The sequence below is a fragment of the Streptomyces sp. NPDC001599 genome (assembly GCF_042893535.1).
Classification (GTDB): Bacteria; Actinomycetota; Actinomycetes; order Streptomycetales; family Streptomycetaceae; genus Streptomyces.
Genome location: NZ_JBIAVA010000003.1, coordinates 859892 through 883055 on the forward strand (window position 1 = coordinate 859892; position 23164 = coordinate 883055).

General features: G+C 69.4%; 18 protein-coding genes. 9 read left to right on the forward strand and 9 right to left on the reverse strand.

Features of this window, described 5'->3' with window-relative positions; all coding sequences use genetic code 11:
• Window positions 1-12 precede the first annotated feature (12 nt).
• Genes ACFYZ3_RS12725 through ACFYZ3_RS12760 form a run of 8 tightly spaced genes read right to left on the reverse strand, consistent with a single transcriptional unit; the run spans window position 13 to window position 9559 of the window.
• Window positions 13-939 carry a carbohydrate kinase family protein gene (locus ACFYZ3_RS12725; RefSeq protein ID WP_007388265.1) on the reverse strand — a complete coding sequence of 309 codons (927 nt, stop codon included), beginning with the start codon at window positions 937-939 and terminating at the stop codon, window positions 13-15.
• Window positions 936-2057: a sugar phosphate nucleotidyltransferase gene (locus tag ACFYZ3_RS12730; RefSeq protein WP_042822082.1), complete on the reverse strand. Its 1122-nt coding sequence runs from the start codon at window positions 2055-2057 to the stop codon at window positions 936-938. Before ACFYZ3_RS12730 ends, ACFYZ3_RS12725 begins: the two co-directional genes overlap by 4 nt.
• Window positions 2050-4137: a glycogen/starch synthase gene (locus ACFYZ3_RS12735; RefSeq protein WP_388515955.1), complete on the reverse strand. Its 2088-nt coding sequence runs from the start codon at window positions 4135-4137 to the stop codon at window positions 2050-2052. Before ACFYZ3_RS12735 ends, ACFYZ3_RS12730 begins: the two co-directional genes overlap by 8 nt.
• A 7-nt stretch (window positions 4138-4144) precedes the next feature.
• On the reverse strand, window positions 4145-5608 hold the full coding sequence (locus tag ACFYZ3_RS12740; RefSeq protein ID WP_356203742.1) for a hypothetical protein: 1464 nt from the start codon (window positions 5606-5608) through the stop codon (window positions 4145-4147).
• A gap of 6 nt (window positions 5609-5614) precedes the next feature.
• A complete protein-coding gene (locus tag ACFYZ3_RS12745; protein ID WP_125634039.1) occupies window positions 5615-6421 on the reverse strand; it encodes an ABC transporter permease in 807 nt (268 codons plus the stop codon).
• Window positions 6418-7242, reverse strand: a complete 825-nt coding sequence (locus ACFYZ3_RS12750) for an ABC-2 family transporter protein (protein WP_125634041.1) — start codon at window positions 7240-7242, stop codon at window positions 6418-6420. The genes ACFYZ3_RS12745 and ACFYZ3_RS12750 overlap by 4 nt, the downstream gene beginning before the upstream one ends.
• On the reverse strand, window positions 7239-8264 hold the full coding sequence (locus tag ACFYZ3_RS12755; RefSeq protein ID WP_007388259.1) for an ATP-binding cassette domain-containing protein: 1026 nt from the start codon (window positions 8262-8264) through the stop codon (window positions 7239-7241). The genes ACFYZ3_RS12750 and ACFYZ3_RS12755 overlap by 4 nt, the downstream gene beginning before the upstream one ends.
• Window positions 8261-9559: an aminotransferase class III-fold pyridoxal phosphate-dependent enzyme gene (locus ACFYZ3_RS12760; protein WP_164413951.1), complete on the reverse strand. Its 1299-nt coding sequence runs from the start codon at window positions 9557-9559 to the stop codon at window positions 8261-8263. The genes ACFYZ3_RS12755 and ACFYZ3_RS12760 overlap by 4 nt, the downstream gene beginning before the upstream one ends.
• Window positions 9560-9791: 232 nt before the next feature.
• Here ACFYZ3_RS12760 and ACFYZ3_RS12765 point away from each other — a divergent pair, with 232 nt between their 5' ends.
• Together ACFYZ3_RS12765 and rfbB are read left to right on the forward strand one after the other, a co-directional pair.
• On the forward strand, window positions 9792-10865 hold the full coding sequence (locus ACFYZ3_RS12765) for a glucose-1-phosphate thymidylyltransferase (RefSeq protein ID WP_108988837.1): 1074 nt from the start codon (window positions 9792-9794) through the stop codon (window positions 10863-10865).
• Window positions 10866-10942: 77 nt separating this feature from the next.
• Window positions 10943-11920: a dTDP-glucose 4,6-dehydratase gene (gene rfbB, locus ACFYZ3_RS12770; RefSeq protein WP_007388235.1), complete on the forward strand. Its 978-nt coding sequence runs from the start codon at window positions 10943-10945 to the stop codon at window positions 11918-11920.
• Between the two features lie 18 nt (window positions 11921-11938).
• On the opposite strand, the gene ACFYZ3_RS12775 is transcribed toward rfbB, so the two are convergent.
• Window positions 11939-12967, reverse strand: coding sequence for a LacI family DNA-binding transcriptional regulator (locus ACFYZ3_RS12775; protein ID WP_007388257.1), 1029 nt, complete (start codon window positions 12965-12967; stop codon window positions 11939-11941).
• A gap of 404 nt (window positions 12968-13371) precedes the next feature.
• On the opposite strand from ACFYZ3_RS12775, the gene ACFYZ3_RS12780 reads away from it, so the two are divergent.
• The 7 genes from ACFYZ3_RS12780 to ACFYZ3_RS12810 all read left to right on the forward strand — a co-directional run.
• Window positions 13372-14646: an extracellular solute-binding protein gene (locus ACFYZ3_RS12780; protein ID WP_365005149.1), complete on the forward strand. Its 1275-nt coding sequence runs from the start codon at window positions 13372-13374 to the stop codon at window positions 14644-14646.
• Window positions 14647-14759: 113 nt separating this feature from the next.
• Complete coding sequence (locus ACFYZ3_RS12785) at window positions 14760-15767, forward strand: carbohydrate ABC transporter permease (protein WP_007388233.1); 1008 nt, start codon at window positions 14760-14762, stop codon at window positions 15765-15767.
• 22 nt (window positions 15768-15789) lie between these two features.
• Window positions 15790-16695 carry an ABC transporter permease subunit gene (locus ACFYZ3_RS12790; RefSeq protein ID WP_356203750.1) on the forward strand — a complete coding sequence of 302 codons (906 nt, stop codon included), beginning with the start codon at window positions 15790-15792 and terminating at the stop codon, window positions 16693-16695.
• Between the two features lie 76 nt (window positions 16696-16771).
• Window positions 16772-18412: an alpha-amylase family glycosyl hydrolase gene (locus ACFYZ3_RS12795; protein WP_228956019.1), complete on the forward strand. Its 1641-nt coding sequence runs from the start codon at window positions 16772-16774 to the stop codon at window positions 18410-18412.
• Window positions 18409-19476, forward strand: coding sequence for a LacI family DNA-binding transcriptional regulator (locus ACFYZ3_RS12800; protein ID WP_007388230.1), 1068 nt, complete (start codon window positions 18409-18411; stop codon window positions 19474-19476). Before ACFYZ3_RS12795 ends, ACFYZ3_RS12800 begins: the two co-directional genes overlap by 4 nt.
• Before the next feature lie 321 nt (window positions 19477-19797).
• Window positions 19798-21495: a carbohydrate-binding module family 20 domain-containing protein gene (locus tag ACFYZ3_RS12805; RefSeq protein WP_186780137.1), complete on the forward strand. Its 1698-nt coding sequence runs from the start codon at window positions 19798-19800 to the stop codon at window positions 21493-21495.
• Window positions 21496-21647: 152 nt separating this feature from the next.
• Window positions 21648-23164 (forward strand): alpha-amylase family glycosyl hydrolase (locus ACFYZ3_RS12810; RefSeq protein WP_388515997.1); only part of this gene is annotated, 1517 nt, incomplete at its 3' end.

Sequence of the window (23164 nt, forward strand, 5' to 3'; positions counted from 1 at the left end):
GCGTTCCCGTCGTCAGCCGTCGGCCCCGGCGCGCGCACAGCCCGCCCGCAGCCCGTCCCGGTCGATGAACTCGGTGTGCGTGCCCGCGCTCGTGCATGCGAACGCTCCGGACACCGATCCGGCGAGCACGCAGTCGGCCACCGGCCTTCCCTGCGCGAGTGCGTACAGGAACGCGCTCACGAACGCGTCCCCGGCGCCGTTGCTGTCCACGACGGGACGCTCCGGTCGTACGGCGGGGTAGCGCCGCACGCTCGTGTCGCCGCGTTCGAGGACGTGGCAGCCGGCTGCCCCGTCGGTGGCGACGACGAGGCGCGCGCGGCCCCGGTCCAGGATGGAACGCAGTACCTCGTCGAGACGCTCGTGGACCGCCGCGGCGCTCATGAAGACGTAGTCGGAGGCGACGGCGTAGGCCAGGTGGTGCGGGTTGGCACCGTCCCAGTCGTGCAGGTCCGTGGAGCAGGGGACGCCGAGGCGGTGGATGTCGGCATACATGTCCAGCGTGACGCCCGTGATGGACAGGTGCACGTGCCGGGCCCGCTCCAGGAAGGGCAGGTAGAAGGCGCGGGGCAGCCGCAGGTCGGCCGGATGGCGGCCGTCGTAGAAGGAGAAGCGCCGCCCCTGCGCGTCGACGAGATTGACCCCGCGCGGAGTGCCGTGCGGCGAGACGACGTGACTGAAGTCGAGCCCGGACGTGGCGTACGCGGCGAGGATCTGGTGGCCTTGTGCGTCGGCGCCGAGGAAGTCGATGAACTTGGTGGTGAGCCCCAGGGCGTGCGTGCCGCGGGCGACGCCGTTGCCGGTGTGAGCCACGTAGTCACGCACCGGTGGTACGAACACGGAGTCGCCGGGCGGCACCCTGAGTTCGGGCACCCGGACGATGGTGTCCACACCGGCCCCGCCCGCCACCAGGATGTCGTACATGCTCGAGGAAACGGTCACGTCAGTACTCCTTCTGTCCGCGCTATGGGCTGGATCGTCCCGTTCTCCAGAACGACCGACGCATCGATGTCGGCGCCCGCGGGCACAGCGGCACCCGGAAGGACGACACTGCGACGCACCCTGGCGCCCGCACCGATCCGGACCGCGGGGAAGATCACACTGCGTTCCACCTGCCCCTCGTTGACCAGATCCTGGGGCACCCAGGACGAACGAACGCCGGGGGAGTCGGAGATCCAGGCGCGCCGCACGTCGGGGCGCACGGTGCACGGCATCCGGTCCGCCGGGAGACCGGCGCGCGGATGGTCCGCGAGGGCCAGGTGCGCCCGGTGGTACCGCTCGACGGTGCCGATGTCCGCCCAGTGCCCGTGCACTTCGTAGCCGCGGATGTCCTCGCCGGCGGCGAGCATGGCCGGGATGACGTCGCGGCTGATGTCGTGCTGCCAGTCGGTGCCCTCGAGCTGTTCGAGGTGGCGGTGGAGCACCTCGGCGTCGAAGACGCAGAACGCCGCGAACACCAGGTCGGAGGTGGGCTGCTCGGGCTTCTCGACGAACTGTGTGAGGCGGTTGTCCGCGTCGAAGTCGACCATCCCGAACAGATGCACCCAACGTCGCTCGATGCGCTGGTAGGCGATGGTCAGGGCGGCTCCCGACGCCCTGTGCGAGGCGATGAGAGGGCCGTAGTCGAAGCGGTAGACGTGATCGGCGTGCAGCACGAGCACCTGTTCCGTGCCCGGGCCGAAGATGTAGGGCGCCTTGCGGATCAGAGCATCGGCCGTGCCCCGCTCCGGTGCCCCGGAGCGGGGCGGGAGGCGGCGTGGAAGGAGGCCGGCGGGCGCGTCCCGGTAGGCGGAGTCGTACGGCCCGAAGTGCACCCGCAGGCCGGGCCGGGCGTTCCACACCTGGTGCAGGTCGTCCATGAGCTGCCGCTCCTCGAACTGCGACAGCAGCAACACCTCGCCCAGCCCGGACCGGTGCGCGTTGGCGAGGCTGAAGTCGATGAGCCGGCAGGCGCCGCCGTAGGGGATCAGCGGCTTGAGGCGGCCGGTGCCGAGCGGCCCCATGCGCCGGCCCTCCCCACCGGCGAGGAGGACGGCGCGTACCCCGGTACGGTCAGCCACGGCGCACCTCGTCCCAGACCACGCGACCGGAGTCCAGGGTGAGCAGCAGCAGCGCGCCCGGCCCGGGTGCCGGACCCGTGAACGTGCCCGGGGCCGTGCGTTCCAGAGCGCGTACGCCGGGCCGCGCCCGCGGGCCGCTGTCGGAGGCCGGCGACACGACCTCGACCCGGACCGCCTGCGGGAGCCGGTAGAGCAGGGAGCCGTCCGGCGTGAGGCGGGCGCGCGTGCGCAGCCGAGTCAGGTCGTCGGCGCCGATCACGCCCGGCCGGCCGCGCACCGCGGCGCGCTCGCACGCGGTGAAGTCGGCGCGTGCCCAGGCCGCGTCGAACAACTGCCGGACCGCGGCGTCGTCCAGTGGCGCACGGCGCTCGTAGGCGTCCACATCACCGCGGGCAAGGGCCGCCTCCGCAGTGCGTGCCGCGTCCTCCACCAGGTCGAACCAGCCGTGCCGCAGGGCGAGCTCGGGATCGAGCCGAGGGGGTTCGCCCTGCCACAGCCGGGCGAACTCCGTCAGGTGCAGATCGGCGCAGTGGGCCCAGGTGAACACTCGGGCGACGGCGGACGCCCGCCGGGCCAGTTCCCGGTACCGCTCGGGTTCCTCCCGCCACAGGGCGGCCGCCTGACGGATGCGGGCGGCGAGAGCGGCGACCAGCAACTCGTCGTCCTCGGCGAACGAACGGTTCACGGCGAAGCCGGTGGCGGAGTCCGGAGGGTCCGCGTGTCCGAAGTGCGCCATGCCCCGCTGGTCCGTGGCGATCGGCACCGAGCCGACGGCCATGGCCTCGCCCTGTGCGATGAGGAACGTGTCCATCTCGAACTTGGAGGGGAACAGGCAGAAGTCGGAGGCGGCCGCGTACCCGAACACCTGCCGCTCCGGGACCCGTTCCCACTCCAGGTGCAGCCTCCCCTTGTGCCGGGCGGCGACCTCGTGGAAGAACGGGTCGTCGATGCCGCTGCCGGAGATGCAGCGGATGACGAAGCTGGCCGCGAGTCCCTCGCTCAGCACCCGGTCGACGGCGCGGACCAGCTCCAGCTGACCCTTGTGGTGGACGGCGTAGCGGGCGTTGTGGAAGAAGGCCGGCAGGTCCGGGTCCAGGCCCAGCCCTTCGAGCACCTCGGTGCGGTCGACTCCGGCGGGGTCCCAGGCCAGCCACTGGTCCGAGACGGCGCAGCCGCCGACGAACATCTTGTGCGCGTTGCGACGCACCACGTCGGCGATCGGCAGCCGTCCGAAGAGATCCTCGAACGGGGTGTCACGGAAACCGGCGTAGAAGTCCAGCTGGCCCGGCGAGAGAAAGTCGATCAGATCGGAGTGGTCGGCGGTCAGCTCGTAGACGGCGAGGTTGTCCGGCCCGTACTCGTAGTGCAGATGGGTGAGTTGCTGGTACTGGACCATGGCCGCGGGCGCGGCGACGGGCGGTTCGGGAGCACGCGCCGGAAGCGGAGCACCCAGCAGTTCGAGCAACCGCCGCACCTCGGGTTCGTACACCTTCTTCGCGATGGGCATGTTGCTCTGCACGTTGCTCACGACCAGTTTCGAAGGGTCGTCGCGCAGCGCCGCGGGCAGCAGATAGTGGTAGTAGGGCTCGTGCGCGTGGACGAGCGCCTTCTCGTCACCGAACCAGGTACGCAGGAACCGCACCGCGTCCACCTGGAAGACCAGGGGCTTGAAGAAGACCAGGTCGCTGCCCTTGCTCTGGTACGGCGGGTAGAAGGTGTCCGGCAGCCGGTTCAGCCAGTCGTTGGCGAGGAAGTACAGGTCGACGCCGTCCAGGCGGATGCGGTGCGCGGTGGTGGTGAGCGCCAGCGCGGCCTCGGCGGGGAAGTCCCGCCACACCTCCGGGTCGAGCGGGACGGGCAGCGTGTACGCGTCCTCGTACGGCAGGTCCTCGACCTCGTAACGGGTGCGCAGGTCGTCGAGGCGCCCGTGGGCCGGGGTCACGATGGAGACCCGGTGGCCGCTCTGGGCGAACTTCTTCGACAGATTCCACAGATAGACGGACGTGCCGCCCTGGATGAAGGTGTGGTCGAAGCCGCAGCATTCGAAGTACGTCTCGATGATGTGCATACGCGGTTCCATAGCTCGGTCACTTCCTCGCGAACGCGGCGGCCGGCGCGAGCGCGCGAGCGTGACGCAGGTCGATCGCCGCGTGGTAGGGGCGGGCATGGGCCTGGTTGTAGGTGAGCTCGTGCAGCAGCCTGCGGACGTACAGCAGGCGGCGCAGCGGGTGGTCGGAGGCGGAACCCAGCAGCAGCCGCGTCACGTGCCGCCGCCACGCGTCGGCCGCCGCGAACACCTGCCGCAGCACCGCCCGCCGGGCTTCGGGCCAGTGCGGAGCGCCGTCCAGAGAGCCGAGCATCGTCTCCAGCGAGTCCACGCCGAGTCGCCGCGCGGCCTCGAACGCCGCCTCGTCGGCCGCGAAGTACTCCAGAGCGCGCTCGAGAGCGACCAGGTCCTGCAGGGGCGACTGCCGGGGCCAGTCCGGGTCGTCGGGGCCGAGCGCCGGCGTGGACAGGTCGAGCACCGTCATGCGCCAGCCGGTTCCGGCCCCCCTGTCGCCGTCGGCCGCGCACAGCAGATGGGAGAGGTGCAGGTCACCGTGACAGGGTCCGGACGCGGGAATGTTCCCGTCCTCGAACTCCGCCGCCAGCGCGGCGAGTTCTGTGCGCAGGGCGTCGAAGGCGGCCTCGTGCGCGGACTTCGGCAGTGCCAGTCCGGTGCCGTGCCGGGCGAGACGGTCGGCGCGGTCCACCGCGTCGTCCAGGGCCTCGCGCACGGGATACTCGGCGGCGCCGCCCAGCCGGTGTGCCAGGTCCCGGTGGAAGTCGCCCAGGAACTCGCAGGCCCGGCGCAACCGTTCTTCCAGCGGTCCCAGGTGGGAGCGGACGACCTCCTCGACGGACGTGGTGCCCGAGAGCCGCGGCCACATCGAGCGGAGGTTCCCGCGCAGCGGGACGTCGATGCCCTCGCCCTGGACGTACTGGTAGATCACGCCGAGCGGACTGCGGGACGTGCCGTCCGGCGCCACGTACGTGTAGTCGCCCACCCACTGAGGGGTGCGGCCGGTGCCGTTCATGCGGCGCAGCAGCTCCGGCTCGTGGATGGTCTCGTCCAGACGGCGGTACGTCTTGTGGATGCAGGCCGTGCCCGACACGTCCACCAGCGACAGCGCGTTGGAGGACCAGCCCTGCTCGAACGGCAGGCGCCGCACCCCGATCGGACCGCGCCCGGGTCCCCGGAACTCGACGGACCCGCCTCGCGCCGTGGGCAGCTTTCCGCCGGTCAGCGTGCGGGTCACCGCGGCGACGTCGAATGCCTCGCTGCCGTGCGCCGCTTCGAAGCCGCCGCCGTCGGTTCCGCGCACCGGTACGAAGAACCGGCGACCTGACGCGGGACCGCCGACGGCCGCCACGATCAGGAGCAACGCCGCCCCGCCGAGTACCGCGTGATCGATCCGCTCGAAACGCTCGGCGGCGCGCGCGTCCTCGGGCATCCAGGGGGCGGCGCGCAGCAGCCCGTCCAGGCCCGCATCCGCTTCGGCACCGTGCATGTGCTCTCAACTCCCGGTCGTGTCGTGGATGGTCAGACCTCGCCGCCACACCGCGAGTGCGAGCGCGACCGCTCCCGCCGTCACCACCGGCAGCCACACCACCAGCCCGGTGTCGCCGGTCAGCAGATAGGTGCAGGGCACGTACGAGGTGAAGGCGAAGGGCAGCACCCAGGTCAGCAGGGCCCGCAGGGTCGGGTGGTAGATGTCCAGCGGGTAGGAGGTGAACTCGGAGACCTGGTTGGCCGCGTACATGGCGGGCAGGCTGGTGACCGTCCAGAAGGACAGCGAGGCGAACAGGAGCTTCACCGCCGAGTGGATCAGCGCCCCGCACAGGACGAACAGCGGGGCCAGTGCCCACTGGGTGGCGGTCAGGTCCAGGTCGAGATGAGATCCGGACCAGCCCACGAGGGCCGCGCCGACGATCAGTTCGCCAAACCCGTCCGGGTGCAGGAACCGCTCGGAAAGCAGTGAGAACAGCGGGCTGACCGGCCGCACCAGGTGCCGGTAGAACTCACCGCGCTGCACCAGCTTGCGGCTCAGCTCCCACAGCTGGTCGGTGAAGAGATGGTCGAGGCCCCGCGGCAGCAGGGAGAAGCCCAGCAGGAACACCACCTCGTGGTACGACCAGCCGCCCACCACCGGCACCTGCCGGAACACCAGGCCGACCACGGCCGTCTGCACCCCGACCCGGACCAGGAACGCGCCGGCACCGAGCAGGAAGTCCAACCGGTAGGCGGTGAGCCGGTGCAGACCGACACCGCCCAGAAACCAGGACAGACGCGCGTACCGCGCCGCCGTGCTCCGTGCGCTCATCCGCCGAGCACCTCCAGCCGGCCGAGTGCCGCCCGCCACAGCACGGCACACACGGCCCCGAGCCCCAGGACCCAGCCCACCTGCTGCACCAGGACCTGCAGTGCCCCGGCGGCGCCGTCGTAGCGGCCCAGGAGCAGCGTCAGCGGGCCGTCGACCATGCCCCGGAACGGCAGCCAACGGGCGAGAGCCGCCAGTGGCTGCGGCATCAGCGCGATCGGCACCAACTGCCCGGCGAAGAAGGCGACCACACTCTGCTTGACCATGCGGACGCCCCAGGTGTTCGTGGTGACGAAGCCGGTCATGCCGGTGAGCAGGTTGACGCAGAACGCGATGAGCACCGAGAACACGGTGGACAGCGCGAACAGGGCCACGTCACCGGGACGCGGCACCGTGAGAGGTACCAGGAGGGCGAAGAGGACCAGGACCGGCACCGCGACGAGCACCGCGTTCGCCGCGACGACCGGCAGACTGGCGAAGAACCGCACCAGCGGATAGCTGACCGGCCGCACCAGCATCACGGCCACGTCCCCGCGGTAGACCTCGGCGGCGACCTCGTCGTCCACCCGGTTGGTGTGCAGTACCTGGAGCACCTGCGCGACCAGGAGGTAGGTGGTGATGCCCGTGAGGGTGAAGCCGCCCGGCCCACCGTCCGCCGGAGTGTCCGCGTAGACGGCGCGCCACAGGAACACGGTGACGGCCGCGCCCGCGGCCGCGGTCATGCCGGTGATCACGAACATCGAGCGGTACTGCAGAAGTGACTGCAGCCCTCCTGTCGCGAACGGGAGGTAGGCCCGCACCGCGCGCGTCGTGGGTGGCTTCACGCGGCGTCCACCTCACGGAGGGCCGCGTCACGTCGCTGCCCGTAGATCTGGCGCAGCACGTCCTCGAGGTCGGGCTCGGGCGCGTAGCAGTCGGCCAGGTCGAAGCGTTCCAGGAGGAAGGCGAGTACGCGGCGGGAGGTGAACTCCGTCGCGGGGTAGTCGACGTGGACGCGGCCGCCGTCGACCACCGTGGCCCGCACCCCGGGCAGTCCCTGCTCCACGATCGCGCACGCAGTGTCCGGCGCGATCGGGTCGCGGTGGTCGAAGAGGACGGCACGCCGGTCGGCCGAGCGCAACAGGTCCTGGATGCTGCCCTGATGCACCACCCGGCCCCGGTCCACCACCAGGGCGCTGTCGCAGATGGCCGCGATGTCGGCGATGTCGTGACTGGTCAGTACGACGGTGGTGCCCAGCTCGCGGTGAGCGTGGTTGACCAGTTCGCGCACGGCCTCCTTGAGCACCATGTCGAGCCCGATCGTGGGTTCGTCCCAGAACACCACCGCCGGGTCGTGCAGCAGGCTCGCCGCGATCTCCGCGCGCATGCGCTGTCCGAGGCTCAGCTGCCGCACCGGTGTGGTCCCGAGCGCATCGATGTCGAGGAGGTCGCGGTACAGGGCCAGGTTGCGCCGGTAGACGGGGTCCGGGATGTCGTAGATCCGCCGCAGGATGCGGAACGAGTCCGGCACGGACAGGTCCCACCACAGCTGGCTGCGCTGCCCGAAGACGACCCCGATGGACCGGGCGTTGCGCTGCCGGTGGCGATACGGCTCTATGCCGCGCACCCGGCAGTACCCCGCCGTGGGCGTAGTGATGCCGGTGAGCATCTTGATGGTGGTGGACTTGCCGGCGCCGTTCGCGCCGATGTAGGCGGTGCGTGAGCCGGCCGGGATCTCGAAGGAGACGCCGTCCACGGCGCGTACCACCCGGTGTCTGCGGGTGAAGAGGGTGGCGAGCGAGCCCGCCAGGCCCGGCCGCCGCTCCGGGATCTTGAACTCCTTGACCAGTTCGTGTGCGACGATCACGCGTCCACCGCCTGTTCGATCGCCTTCGCGAGCAGTCCGACACCCTCGTCCACCAGCGCCTCGTCGATCGTGAAGGGTGGTGCGATGCGCAGCACGTGCCCGCCGAGCGCGACCCGCAGCCCCAGATCCAGCGCGGTCGTGTACACGGAGCGGGCGAGTGCGGGGGAGGGGGTGCGGCTGGCCCGGTCGGTCACGAACTCCAGGCCCCACAGCAGCCCGAGCCCGCGCACCTCCCCGAGGTTCTCGAACCGGTCGTGCAGTGCTCGGAGCCGGTCACCGAGCACCTCGCCGAGACGGTCCACCTGTTCGATCAGGCGGTCCCGCTCGATGACCTCCAGGGTCGCGCGTGCGGCCGCTATCCCGAGCGGGTTGCTCGCGTAGGTGGAGGCGTACGCACCCGGTGTCGCCGCGGCGGGATCGTGCAGCAGGTCGTGGCGGCCCGCGAGCACGGCGAAGGGGAAGCCGTTCGCCATGCCCTTCGACATGGCCACCAGATCCGGCTCCACCCCGACTCGGTCACTGGCCAGGAAGGCGCCGGTGCGACCGCCGCCCGTGAGCACCTCGTCGGCGACGAGCAGCACACCGCTTGCCCGGCAGGCGTCGGCGATCTGGTCCCAGTAGCCGGCCGGCGGCACGATGACGCCGGCCGCGCCGAGCACCGGCTCGAAGACCAGGGCCGACGTGCTGGGCTTGTCGGTGATGTGGCGGCGCACCAGCGACGCGCAGCGCACACCGCAGGACGGGTACTCCAGGTCCAGCGGACACCGGTAGCAGTAGGGCGCGTAGCCGAGCACGCTGTTGCCCGCGAACGACTGGTGACCGATGTCCCAGTGCACGAGCATCCGTGCCCCCAGCGTTTTGCCGTGGAAGCCGTGCCGCAGCGCGCCGATCCGGTTGCGTCCCGGCGGCGCGGTCGCCTGTACGACGCGCAGGGCGGCCTCGACCACCTCGGCACCGGTGGAGAACAGCGCGTATGTGTCGAGGTGTTCGGGAAGCAGGCGGGCCAGGGTGTCGAGGAGTCGCGCCCGGTCGGGCGTGGCGGTGTCGTGCACGTTCCACAGCCGGTGTGCCTGGGCGGTGAGCGCCTCGACCACCTCGGGATGGGTGTGCCCGAGGGACTGCGTGAGGGTGCCGGCGGCGAAGTCGAGGTACTGGTTGCCGTCCAGGTCGGTCAGTACGGGGCCGCGTCCTTCGGCGAAGACCCGCCGTCCCGCGGTCGCCTCCTCGGAGGCTCCGGGTGCCAGGCGCAACTCCTCCCGCTCCAACTGGTCGAGCTGGTGGTGCTGGTGCCTCACGGCGGCTCCCTACGGTGTGAACTGAGCTGTGGAGCAAGGGTTTTGGTTGGTGAGGACTCCGAGTGAAACACCGTGGCGACGATCTCAGCAAGTAGTTTCTGAAAATTTCAGAAGCGCCTTGCACGGTGTTGCGAACTCTGCTTGAGTCGAAACGCGCCCGCTCGCCGAGCTGGACCGAGGAGGAGTCAGTGCGACCGCACTCACCGCAAGAACCGCCCCGCCGGAGGTCCGTGTGAAGGCCCTGCTCCTGGCGGGCGGAACGGGTAGCAGACTGCGTCCCTTCACCCACACCGGTGCCAAGCAGCTGATGCCGATAGCCAACCGGCCGGTTCTCTCCTACGCGCTCGACGCGCTGGCGGCCGCCGGAATCGCCGAGACGGGCATCGTCGTCGGCTCCCACGAGAGGGAGATCCGCCGGGTGGTCGGAGACGGCTCGGCCTTCGGCCTGCGGGTCACCTACCTGCGCCAGCACCGCCCCCTGGGCCTCGCCCATGCGGTGCGGATCGCCCGCGACTTCCTGGGTGACGACGACTTCCTCCTCTACCTCGGTGACAACTACCTGCCCGAAGGGGTCACCGGTTTCCTGCGGCGAGCCCGGACCGAACGGGCGGCGGCCCGGCTGCTGTTGACGCGGGTCGCCGACCCGACCGCCTTCGGTGTGGCCGAAGTCGAGGGAGGTGACGAAGGCAGGGTGCTGCGGCTGGAGGAGAAGCCCGAACACCCGCGCAGCGATCTGGCCCTCGTGGGCGTCTACGCCTTCACTGCCGCCGTGCACGAGGCGGTCCGGTCCATCTCCCCCTCCGCCCGCGGGGAACTGGAGATCACCCATGCCGTCCAGTGGATGATCGACCAGGGGCTCCCGGTGCGCGCGGAGACCACGGCGGCGCCCTGGCGGGACACCGGCAGCGTCGACGACATGCTTGAGGTCAACCGGCACGTCCTGGACACCGTGACCGGAGGCATCGAGGGCAAGGTCGACGCCGAGAGCACGGTACGCGGACGGGTCCTCGTCGCCGAGGGAGCCGTGGTGCGGGGCTCACGGATCACAGGTCCGGCGATCATCGGCGCCGGAACAGTGGTCACCGACTCCATGATCGGGCCCTATACCGCGGTCGGTGAGGACTGCCGCATCGAGGACAGCGCGATCGCCCACTCGGTGCTGCTGCCCGGGGCACGGATCGCGGGCGCCCCACGCATCGAGGACTCCCTCATAGGCCGCGGCGCGGTCGTCGTGGCGTCCCCGCGGCTGTCGCGCTCGCACAGGCTCGTCATCGGGGACGACAGCAGGGTCCACCTCACTTCGTGACAGCCTGCCGGCCGGAACGCACCGATGCGCCCCGCCACCGTCGACGACCACTCCAAGGACAAGGTGCACACGACCTCATGACCCGACGCATCCTCGTCACCGGCGGAGCCGGCTTCATCGGCTCCGCATACGTTCGTGCCCTGCTGGGGCCGGCCGGGCCACCGGGCATCGAGGTGACCGTGCTCGACGCCCTCACGTACGCCGGCAGCCTCACCCGCCTGGAATCCGTCACCGGCGACCCTCGGCTGTCCTTCGTACACGGCGACGTGCTGGACGCCCGTTCGGTGGAGCGGCTCGCCGCTCAACACGAGGACATCGTGCACTTCGCGGCCGAGTCCCACGTCGACCGGTCGATCGCCTCCGGCGCGGCCTTCACCCGCACCAACGTCATGGGCACCCAGACTCTCCTCGACGCCGTGCTCCGACAGGGGACCCGCACCTTCGTCCAGGTCTCCACCGACGAGGTGTACGGCGACCTACCGGCCGGCGCCGCCACGGAGGACTCCCCGCTGAGCCCCAACTCGCCCTACGCGGCGTCCAAGGCCGCCGCCGACCACGTGGCACTGGCTCATCACCGCACGCACGGCCTGGACGTCCGGGTGACACGCTGTTCGAACAACTTCGGTGCCTACCAGCATCCCGAGAAGCTGATCCCGCGCTTTGTGGCGGCGCTGTTCAGCGGCGGTAAGGTCCCGGTCTACGGGGACGGGCTGCAGGTGCGGGACTGGCTGTCGGTCGACGACCACGTGCGGGGCATCGAACTCGTCCGCACGGCGGGCCGCGCCGGTCGCGTCTACAACATCGGTGGCGGCACCTCACTGACCAACCTCGACCTGACCCACCGGCTGCTCGAACTGTGCGGTGCCGGCCCCGACCGCATTGAGCACGTGGAGGACCGCAAGGGGCACGACCGCCGCTACGCGGTGGACCACACGCGTATCACCCAGGAACTCGGCTACCGACCGTCCGGCGACTTCGAGCGGGCGCTCACGCGGACCGTGGCCTGGTACCGCGAGCACCCGCACTGGTGGCGACCGCTGTACGAGGCAGCCTGACCGGTTCCCCGGGAAGGATCAGCGGGGGCGGGTGATGGGCGCCGCGGTGGTCGAGCCGCGTACCACGAGCTCGGGCATGAACATGAACTCGGTGTGGGGCGCGGGGGTTCCGCCGATCTCCTCGAGAACCGCGCGGACGGCGGCCTGGCCCATGGCGTGCACCGGCTGACGGATGGTGGTGAGGGGCGGGTCGGTGAAAGCGATCAGCGGAGAATCGTCGAAGCCGACCACGGAGACGTCCTGGGGGACCCGGCAGCCGGCTTGGCGGGCGGCTCGGATGGCGCCCAGCGCCATCATGTCGCTGGCGCAGACGATGGCGGTGCAACCTTGCGCAAGGAGCGCGGTACCCGCTGCCTGGCCGCCCTCCATGGTGAAGAGGGAGTGCTGCACAAGCTCCTCGCCCTGTTCCTCACTCAGGCCCAGATACCCGGACATCCCGGCCAGGAAGCCCGCGATCTTGCGTTGCACCGGGACGAACCGGCGCGGGCCGACGGCGAGGCCGATCCGCGTGTGGCCGAGCGAGGCGAGATGCTGCACGGCCAGGCGCGTCGCGGCATGGTCGTCGGTGGATACGAAAGGGGCCTCGATGTGCGCCGAGAACCCGTTGACGAGCACGAACGGTATGCCCTGACCGCGGAGTTGGTCGTACCTCTGGGTGTCGGCGGTGGTGTCGGCGTGCAGCCCTGAGACATAGATGATGCCGGAAACGCTGCGTTCCACCAGCATCTCGGTGAGTTCGTCCTCGGTCGAGCCGCCCGGAGTCTGGGTGGCGAGGACCGGCGTGTATCCCTGGCGCGTGAGCGCCTGGCCGATGACCTGGGCGAGCGCGGGGAAAATGGGATTGTCCAGCTCGGGGGTGATCAGGCCCACCAGGCCGGCGCTTCGGGTGCGCAACCGCGGCGGTCGCTCGTACCCGAGTACGTCGAGTGCCGCCATGACGGACTCGCGGGTGCCGGTGGCCACTCCTGGCTTGCCGTTGAGCACGCGGCTGACGGTGGCTTCACTGACTCCCGCCTGGGCTGCGATGTCGGAGAGCCGCGCGGTCATGGACAGGGACTCTACCCGTTACCAGGGGGAAAGCCCACCAGCACCGGACGGCCACCGTGATGGTGTAGCCGGTGTCCTTGCGGAAGACCTTGCAGCCCCGTGCGGCACGAAGAGGAGAGCTGTTGGGCGGACCGGGCCCATCATCATCTGTTTTGCGGTGATTCGCGCCACTGCGTCTCAAGGATGCGTGCCACGTCAAGTATTCCGTCGGCAACCGATGGGATACGAAGAAGTAACGATGGGCAGTTCTTGCAGAAAATTCGCGCAACGTCTTTCGCCAGTCTTTCTCCACTGTTACGTTCACGTCGCCCGGTGGCCGCGACGGCTCAGTCGGCAAGTCGGCCAGAGGTACGGACGGGACCGTTCCTCGCCCACTCACGGGCCTTCACCCTCTAGGAGATCTCATGCGGCGTGGCATAGTGACCACCGCGGTGGTGGCGTCCCTCGCACTCGCGGCGACGGCCTGCGGCGGAAGCGATGACGGGGGCAAGGCCTCCGGCCCCGTGACCATCACATGGTGGGACACGTCGAACGCCACCAACGAGGCGCCCACGTACAAGGCCCTGATCAAGGACTTCGAGAAGGCCAACCCGGACGTCAAGGTCAAATACGTCAACGTCCCCTTCGACCAGGCCCAGAACAAGTTCGACACGGCGGCCGGCGCCAGCGGCGCACCCGACGTGATTCGTGCCGAGGTCGGCTGGACCCCGGCCTTCGCGAAGAAGAGCTACCTGCTGCCGCTCGACGGCACCGTGGCGCTCGACGAGCAGGACAAGTTCCAGCCGAACCTGATGAAGCAGGCCCAGTACGAGGGAAAGACGTACGGTGTTCCGCTGCTCACCGACACGCTCGCGCTCGTGTACAACAAGGAGCTCTTCGAGAAGGCGGGCATCAGCGAGGCGCCCAAGACCTGGGACGAGCTGAAGAAGGCCGCCGCCACCATCAAGGACAAGACCGGCGTCGACGGGTTCTTCGGTTCCGAGAAGGGCTACTACCTCGAGCCGTTCCTCCTGGGCGAGGGCACCGACACGGTCGACGCCGAGGCCAAGAAGATCACGGTGAACTCCGCCAAGGGACAGAAGGCGGCCGAGACCTGGCTGAGCCTGTTCAACGGCAAGGGCCTGCACAAGGCGGACGTCACGGCCGACTCGTACGCGCACCGCCAGGACGCGTTCGTCAACGGCAAGGTCGCCATGACCATCGAGGGTCCCTGGGAGATCACGAACTTCTACAAGGGCACCGCGTTCAAGGACAAGAACAACCTCGGTGTCGCCACCGTCCCGGCCGGTTCCACCGGCAAGGCGGCCGCTCCGACGGGCGGCCACAACCTGTCCGTCTACGCCGGATCCGACAAGGCCCACCAGGACGCGGCCCTGAAGTTCGTCAAGTGGATGACCTCCGCGAAGACGCAGGAGCAGATCGCCCTGAAGAACTCGACGCTGCCCACGCGCTCGGACGCGTACACCGAGAAGGTGACCGCCGACCCCGGCCTCGCCGGATTCCAGAAGGTGCTCTCCGCCGCCCAGCCGCGGCCCGAGCTGCCCGAGTACAGCTCGCTGTGGGGGCCGCTCGACCAGGAGCTGCCCAAGGCGGCCAGTGGCAAGGAGAGCCTCGACGCAGTCCTGTCCTCCGTCGAGGTCCAGTACGGCAAGCTCCTGCCCGACGGCTTCAGCAAGTGACGCGCTGATCGAGCGCTCCCCGATCAGGTGCCGCGGCCCCGCCCCAACAGCCCGCCCCGCGTGGCGGGCCGCGGCACCCGTTACACCCGCCCCAGACCAGAAGGTGTTTCCTCATGACTGTCGCCGTGGAGCGCCCGGCCGCACCCAGTGGTGACGACCGCGGCCGGCGTCCGGGCCTCATCACCCGTCTCAAGAGCGGCTACCAGAAGCACTGGTACGCCTACGCGATGATCGCCCCGGTCGTTGTCGTGCTCGCCGTCATCGTGCTGTATCCGCTGGTCCGGGGCTTCTATCTGACGCTGACGGACGCCACGAGCCTCAACTCCGCCCGCACCATCGGCGTCAACCACATCGACGCCACCTACAAGTTCATCGGCCTCGACAACTACGCCGACATCCTGTGGGGACCGACGGCGTACGACCGCTTCTGGTCCCACTTCATCTGGACCATCGTCTGGACGGCCGCCTGCGTCGCGCTGCACTACGGTCTCGGTCTCGGCCTGGCCCTGCTGCTCAACCAGAAGGGGCTGCGCGGCCGCACCGCCTACCGGATGATGCTCATCCTGCCGTGGGCCGTGCCGACGTTCGTCACCGTCTTCGCCTGGCGCTTCATGCTCGCCGATGCCGGCGTCGTCAACACGACGCTCGACGCGCTCGGGATGCCCTCGCCGGCCTGGCTGGAGGATCCGCTCTTCCAGCAGATCGCCGCCATCATGGTCAACACCTGGTGCGGTGTGCCCTTCATGATGGTCTCGCTCCTCGGCGGCCTGCAGTCGATCGACTCGACGCTGTACGAAGCAGCGGAGATGGACGGCGCGAACGCCTGGCAGCAGTTCCGCAACGTGACCCTGCCCGGGCTCAGGTCGGTCAGCTCCACGGTCGTGCTGCTCGGCGTGATCTGGACGTTCAACCAGTTCGCGATCATCTTCCTGCTCTTCGGCAACACCGCGCCGGACGCGCAGATCCTGGTCACCTGGGCCTACTACCTCGGCTTCGGACAGACGCCGCGCGACTACGCCCAGTCCGCGACGTACGGCGTCCTGCTGCTGTCCCTCCTCATCGTGTTCACCTCCGTCTACCGCCGCTGGCTGAACCGCAACGACGTGCAAGCCGCCATCTGACGCCGCAGGAGCAGCCACCATCATGAGCACCCAGACCCTTTCCACGTCACCGGTCCTGGACCCGGTCGAGACGTCCGTGCCGCGCAACGCTCCGCGCCGTGGCCGGCGCAGCCGCGGGGTTTCGGTGGCCACGCACGCCGTGCTGGTCGTCGCGAGCCTCGTCGCGCTGTTCCCGATCGGCTGGCTGGTGTTCCTCTCGCTCGGCCCGGGCAAGGACGACTACCTCCACCCCTCCCGCATCCTCGACACCGCGACCCTGAGCAACTACTCGTTCGTGCTCGAGCACACCAACTTCCTCAAGTGGCTGGGCAATACGCTCATCGTGTCCCTCGGCACCACCGTGATCGGGGTACTCGTGGCGGCGACCAGCGGGTACGCCGTCTCACGGATGCGTTTCCCGGGCTACAAGAAGTTCATGTGGGTCCTGCTGATCACGCAGATGTTCCCCATCGCGGTCCTGATGGTCCCGATGTACGTGATCCTCTCGGACCTCCGCCTCATCGACACCTACGCGGCGCTCATCCTGGTCTATCTCACGACCGCGGTGCCGTACTGCGCCTGGCTGATGAAGGGCTACTTCGACACGATCCCCGTCGAGATCGACGAGGCCGGCCGGGTCGACGGACTCTCGCCGTTCGGCACGTTCTTCCGTCTGATCCTGCCACTGGCCCGCCCGGGCCTGGCCGTCGCTGGGTTCTACACCATGATCACGGCCTGGAGCGAGGTCGCGTTCGCCACCACGTTCATGCTCGACGACCAGAAGTACACCCTCGCCGTCGGCCTGCAGAGCTTCGTCAGCGAGCACGACGCGCAGCGTCAGTACATGGCCGCGACGGCCGTACTGATCGCCATCCCGATCTCCGCAGTCTTCTACCTCGTTCAGAAGAACCTGGTGACCGGTCTGACAGCCGGTGGCACCAAGGGCTGAGAACCCGCCCGCACCACTGACCCGTTGTCCGGCCCCTCACGTCTCAAGGGACATCATGAGCCAGTACCCGACCGACATGGCACCTGCCCGCGTCACCTCCACCCGCGAAGCCGCGGACTGGTGGCGAGACGCCGTCATCTACCAGGTCTACCCGCGCAGCTTCGCCGACAGCAACGGAGACGGCACCGGTGATCTCGAAGGCATCAGGCAGCGCCTCCCGTATCTGCGCGATCTTGGCGTGGACGCGGTCTGGCTGAGCCCGTTCTACGCCTCCCCGCAGGCGGACGGCGGCTACGACGTCGCCGACTACCGTGCCGTCGACCCCATGTTCGGCACTCTGCTGGACGCCGACGCGCTGATCCGCGACGCCCACGCCCTGGACCTGCGCATCATCGTCGACCTGGTGCCGAACCACTCCTCGGACCAGCACGAGTGGTTCAGGCGCGCGGTCGCCGAGGGGCCCGGGTCGCCGCTGCGGGAGCGCTACCACTTCCGCCCCGGCAAGGGAGAGAACGGGGAACTGCCCCCCAACGACTGGGAGTCCATCTTCGGTGGCCCCGCCTGGACCCGGCTGCCGGACGGCGAGTGGTACCTGCACCTCTTCGCGCCCGAGCAGCCCGACCTCAACTGGGAACACCCCGCCGTCGCCGACGAGTTCCGCTCGATCCTGCGGTTCTGGCTGGACATGGGCGTCGACGGCTTCCGCATCGATGTCGCCCACGGCATGGTCAAGGCCGAGGGCCTGCCCGACCTCGGCGGAAGCGACCAGCTCAAGCTGCTCGGCACCGACGTCATGCCGTTCTTCGACCAGGACGGTGTCCACGACATCTACCGCGCCTGGCGCCTCATCCTCAACGAGTACGACCGGGACAGGATCTTCGTCGCCGAGGCATGGACCCCGACCGTCGAGCGCACCGCCAACTACGTCCGTCCCGACGAACTGCACCAGGCCTTCAACTTCCAGTACCTGGGCGCACCCTGGGACGCCGCCGAACTCCGCGCGATCATCGACAGCTCCCTCGACGCCATGCGACCCGTCGGCGCCCCGGCGACCTGGGTGCTGTCCAACCACGACGTCACCCGGCACGCCACCCGGTACGCCAACCCGCCCGGCCTCGGCACGCAGATCCGCACTCCCGGTGACCGCGCGCTGGGCCTGCGTCGTGCCCGCGCCGCGACGCTGCTGATGCTCGCGCTGCCCGGCTCCGCCTACATCTACCAGGGCGAGGAACTCGGCCTGCCCGACGTCACCGACCTGCCCGACGAACTGCGCCAGGACCCGTCCTTCTTCCGGGCCCAGGGCCAGGACGGCTTCCGCGACGGCTGCCGGGTGCCGATCCCCTGGACCCGCGAGGGCTCCTCATACGGCTTCGGCGCCGGCGGCAGCTGGCTGCCGCAGCCGGCGGGCTGGGGCGAGCTGAGCGTCGAGGCGCAGACCGGCGTCGCCGGCTCCACTCTCGAGCTGTACCGCACCGCCCTCGCCGTGCGCCGCGAGCAGCCGGGCCTCGGCGCCGGCACCGACGTGGTCTGGCACGACGACGCCCCGACCGGAACCCTGAGGTTCGACCGGCCCGGCTTCGCGTGCACCGTCAATACGACGGGGAGCGCGGTCCGCATCGCGGCACCCGGCCGCGTACTGCTCGCATCGAGCCCGGTCAGGGCAAGCGGCGACGAGTTCGAACTGCCCGCCGACACGGCCGTCTGGTGGGAGGTATGACGGCCTTGCGGCCGCTTCGCGCAACCGAGACCGGCACGCTGCGCCTCCACGACATCGCGGCCCAGGCGGCGGTGAGTGAAGCCACCGTCAGCCGGGTGCTCAACGGCAAGCCCGGCGTCGCCTCCGGTACCCGGCAGAAGGTCCTCGCCGCGCTCGACGTGCTCGGCTACGAGCGGCCGACACGGCTGCGCCGGCGCAGCGCCGGACTCATCGGGTTGGTCATCCCCGAGCTGACCAACCCGATCTTCCCCGCGTTCGCCCAGGTCATCGAGCAGGTCCTCGCGGGATACGGGTACACCCCGGTGTTGTGCACCCAGATGCCGGGTGGGGCGACCGAGGACGAACTGGTCGAACAGCTGGAGGAGCGCGGTGTCAACGGCATCGTGTTCCTTTCCGGGCTGCACGCGGACACCACGGCGGACGCGTTGCGCTACGCCCGGCTCGCCGAGCGGAAGGTGCCGTTCGTCCTCATCAACGGGTTCAACGAACACGTCAACGCGCCGTTCGTGTCCCCGGACGACCGCTCGGCGGCGCGAATGGCCGTGCGTCACCTCGTGGATCTCGGACACGAGCGCATCGGCCTGGCCGTCGGGCCGACCCGTTTCGTACCGTCCCGGCGCAAGGCGGAGGGCTTCGTGGCCGCGCTGCACTCCTTCCTCGGTACTCCCGGTGACGAGGCCGGAAGACTGATCCAGCGCACGCTGTTCAGTGTCGAGGGCGGCCATGCGGCCGCCGGCGCGCTGCTCGACCAGGGCTGCACCGGCATCGTCTGCGGCAGCGATCCGATGGCGCTCGGTGTCATCCGGGCGGTGCGCGAGCGAGGCCTCGACGTGCCGCGGGACGTGTCGGTGATCGGGTTCGACGACTCACCGCTGATCCCGTTCACCGATCCACCGCTGACCACGGTGCGCCAGCCCGTACAGGCCATGGCGACCGCGGCGGTGGGAGCGCTCCTGGAAGAGATCGGCGGTACGCCGGTCCAGCGGACGGAGTACGTGTTCCAGCCCGAGCTGGTGGTGCGGGGCTCTACGGCGCAGGTGGCGCGGAGCCAGGCGCACGCCTAGATCCGTGAACGGGGCCGGTGTGTACCGCTCCGGTCCGGGCCGGGCGCGTGTGGCCCGGTGCGGACCGGGCCACCGGCACCGGACCGGAAGCGTGGTTGAAGGTAACACCGTCGGAACTCTTGCGTAAGTCCTTGCAAGAAGAATTCCCCATTGAATGCGGCGGTTTGGCGAGAGTGGGGTCGAAGGGGTTGACCATGAAGGCGCCTCCCCATACGGTCGGCCCGCAACCATTTGCAGCAAGATTCATCGATGCGATGGTTGACTCCATCCCCCCACCAACCCCACGGGCATGGCGCGTTGCCCTTCGACTCAGGAGGAACCATGGCCAGAAAGTCCGTGGCTGCCGCACTCGCCGTCGTGGCGGGAGCCGCTGCCGCCGTCACGGTCCCGGCCCCGGCGCAGGCCGCGCCGGTCGGAGACAAGGACGTCACCGCGGTGATGTTCGAGTGGAACTTCGCATCGGTTGCCAAGGAGTGCACCGACACGCTCGGCCCCGCCGGCTACGGCTACGTCCAGGTCTCACCGCCCAACGAGCGGGTGCAGGGCAGCCAGTGGTGGACCGCCTACCAGCCCGTCAGCTACAAGATCGCCACCCGGCTCGGTGACCGCGCCGCGTTCAAGAGCATGGTCGAGACCTGTCACGCGGCCGGAGTGAAGGTCGTGGCCGACACCGTCATCAACCACATGGCCAACTCCTCCGGCACGGGTACCGGCGGCTCCACGTACAGCAAGTACGACTACCCGGGCACCTACTCCGGCGCGGACATGGACGACTGCCGCACCGACATCACCGATTACCGGGACCGCTGGAACGTCCAGCACTGCGAGATGGGCAGTCTGCCCGACCTCGACACCGGCGAGGAGTACGTCCGGAAGACCATCGCAGGGTACCTGAACGACCTGCTCTCCCTGGGCGTCGACGGATTCCGCGTCGACGCCGCCAAGCACATCGCCGTCGACGATCTCAAGGACATCAAGTCGCGGCTCACCGACCCGAACGCGTACATGAAGCTGGAAACGATCGGAGCCCCGGGGGAGGCCGTGCAGCCCAGTGAGTACCTGGGCGTCGGCGACCCGCAGGAGTTCACGTACGCCTATGATCTCAAGCGGGTCTTCAGCGGCGAGAAGCTCGCGTACCTGAAGAACTTCGGGGAGGACTGGGGGTACCTGCCGAGCGACAAGGCGTCCGTGTTCGTGACCAACCACGACACCGAACGCAACGGCCGGACGCTCACCTACAAGGACGGCGCCACGTACACGCTCGCCCAGGTCTTCTCGCTGGCCTGGCCGTACGGTGCTCCGGACGTGCACTCCGGCTACTCCTTCACCGACACGGCGGCGGGCGGCCCCAACGGCGGTCAGGTGAACGCCTGCTACACCGACGGCTGGAAGTGCCAGCACGCCTGGCGCGAGGTCGCGAGCATGGTCGCCTGGCGCAACACCGCCCACGGCGAGGCCGTGACGGACTGGTGGGACAACGGGAACAACCAGATCGCCTTCGGCCGCGGATCCAAGGCGTACGTCGCCATCAACCACGAGGGCGGATCGCTGACCCGCACGTTCCAGACCTCCCTGCCCGCCGGTGACTACTGCGACGTGCAGAGCGGCAAGGGCGTCACGGTGAACTCCGCCGGCCAGTTCACGGCCACGCTCGGGGCGAACACCGCGCTGGCCCTGCACGTCGGTGCCAAGACCTGTGGTGGCGGCAGCACCGACCCCGAGCCGGCCGCCGGCGCCTCGTTCCGCGTGAACGCCACGACCAGCTGGGGCGAGAACATCTACGTCACCGGCGACAACACCCGGCTCGGCGACTGGAACCCCGACAACGCACTCAAGCTCGACCCGGCCGCCTACCCGGTCTGGAAGCTCGACGTCAGCCTCCCGGCCGGGACCTCCTTCGAGTACAAGTACCTGCGCAAGGACGCGAACGGCAAGGTCACCTGGGAGAGCGGCGCGAACCGCACCGCGACCGTCTCGTCGTCAGGCTCCGTCGTGCTCGGCGACACCTGGCGCGACTGAACACCCGCACCTCCACGACCCACGGCCGCCCGGTGCCGCGCCTCGCCGCAGGCGCCGGGCGGCCGGACGTGCCCCGGATCCCAACCGACCGCACAGACGAGGAGCACACACGCGTGACCGGCTCTCTGCGAAGATCCGTTCTCACCACGGCGCTGGCGACCGTTCTGGCCACGGCCCTGCCCGCACCCGCGCACGCGGCGTCCGCACCCACGGCACCCGCGCCCCCACCCGACGCATGGCTGGCAGCGCAGCCCGCACGCCCTTCAGTGAGCAGGGAACAGTTCTACCTCCTCATGCCGGACCGCTTCGCGAACGCAGACCCGTCCAACGACCGAGGAGGCCTCAGCGGCGACCGCTACAGCACGGGCTACGACCCGACGGACAAGAATTTCTACCAGGGCGGCGACCTCAAGGGCATCACGCGCAGGCTCGACTACATCAAGGGACTGGGCACCACCGCGATCTGGCTCACGCCCGTGTTCCGCAACAAGACGGTGCTGGAACGGGGCGGCAAGAAGACCGCCTCCTATCATGGCTACGCCGTCACCGACTTCACCAGCGTCGACCCGCACTTCGGTTCGGAACGCGATCTCACCGACCTCATCTCCAAGGCCCATGCCAAGGGCATGAAGGTCTACTTCGACGTCATCACCAATCACACCGCCGACACCGTCGACTACGCGGAGAAGAAGTACGGCTACCGGAGCAAGGGCGCCTACCCGTACCTGGACGCGTCGGGCCGGCCCTTCGACGACGCCGAGGCCATGTCGAAGGTCGACCGGGACTCCTTCCCGTACACGCCGGAGAACACCGGCGAGATGGTCCCCGAGTGGCTGAACGACCCGACGATGTACCACAACCGCGGCGACTCGACCTTCGCCGGCGAGAGCGCGCTGTACGGCGACTTCTACGGCCTGGACGATCTGTGGACCGAGCGGCCCGAGGTCGTCCAGGGCATGGAGAAGATCTACGAGAAGTGGGTCGACGACTTCGACGTCGACGGTTTCCGCGTGGACACCGCCAAGAACGTCAACATGGAATTCTGGACGCAGTGGGCCACGGCACTCGACGCCTACGCCGCGAAGAAGGGCCGTGAGGACTTCTTCTTGTTCGCCGAGGCGTTCTCCGCCGACCCGGCCATCACCGCTCCCTACCTCACCGAGGGCCGCCTCGACGGAACTCTCGACTTCCCGCTCCAGTCCGCCATCCGCAACTATGCCTCACGAGGCGGCCCCGCCGGTGACCTGGCCACCGTCTTCGCGCAGGACTACCGGTACACCACGGACAAGGCGAACGCGTACAGCCAGGTCACGTTTCTCGGCAGCCATGACATGGGCCGTATCGGCTTCTTCCTGAAGTCCGATCATCCGGGGGCCGGGGACGCGGAACTGTTGCGGCGGGACCGGCTGGCGCACGAGTTGATGTTCCTGTCGCGGGGCAATCCGGTGATCTACTCCGGTGACGAGCAGGGCTTCACCGGCGCCGGGGACGACGTCTACGGTCGTCAGTCGATGTTCGCGTCGAAGGTGGCGGACTACCTGGACGACGACGAGATCGGTACGGAGCGTACGCATGCGAGTGACGCGTATGACGTGCGGCATCCGCTGTACCGGTCGATCGCGGCGTTGTCGAAGCTGCGCAAGGCGAATCCGGCGTTGGCGGACGGGGT

Bases quoted from the DNA above. Each gene is read 5' to 3' on its own strand.
- ACFYZ3_RS12735 (WP_388515955.1), bottom strand. From the start codon at position 4,137: ATGGAACCGCGTATGCACATCATCGAGACGTACTTCGAATGCTGCGGC.
- ACFYZ3_RS12740 (WP_356203742.1), bottom strand. From the start codon at position 5,608: ATGCACGGTGCCGAAGCGGATGCGGGCCTGGACGGGCTGCTGCGCGCC.
- ACFYZ3_RS12745 (WP_125634039.1), bottom strand. From the start codon at position 6,421: ATGAGCGCACGGAGCACGGCGGCGCGGTACGCGCGTCTGTCCTGGTTT.
- rfbB (WP_007388235.1), top strand. From the start codon at position 10,943: ATGACCCGACGCATCCTCGTCACCGGCGGAGCCGGCTTCATCGGCTCC.
- ACFYZ3_RS12775 (WP_007388257.1), bottom strand. From the start codon at position 12,967: ATGACCGCGCGGCTCTCCGACATCGCAGCCCAGGCGGGAGTCAGTGAA.
- ACFYZ3_RS12780 (WP_365005149.1), top strand. From the start codon at position 13,372: ATGCGGCGTGGCATAGTGACCACCGCGGTGGTGGCGTCCCTCGCACTC.
- ACFYZ3_RS12785 (WP_007388233.1), top strand. From the start codon at position 14,760: ATGACTGTCGCCGTGGAGCGCCCGGCCGCACCCAGTGGTGACGACCGC.
- ACFYZ3_RS12790 (WP_356203750.1), top strand. From the start codon at position 15,790: ATGAGCACCCAGACCCTTTCCACGTCACCGGTCCTGGACCCGGTCGAG.
- ACFYZ3_RS12795 (WP_228956019.1), top strand. From the start codon at position 16,772: ATGGCACCTGCCCGCGTCACCTCCACCCGCGAAGCCGCGGACTGGTGG.
- ACFYZ3_RS12800 (WP_007388230.1), top strand. From the start codon at position 18,409: ATGACGGCCTTGCGGCCGCTTCGCGCAACCGAGACCGGCACGCTGCGC.
- ACFYZ3_RS12805 (WP_186780137.1), top strand. From the start codon at position 19,798: ATGGCCAGAAAGTCCGTGGCTGCCGCACTCGCCGTCGTGGCGGGAGCC.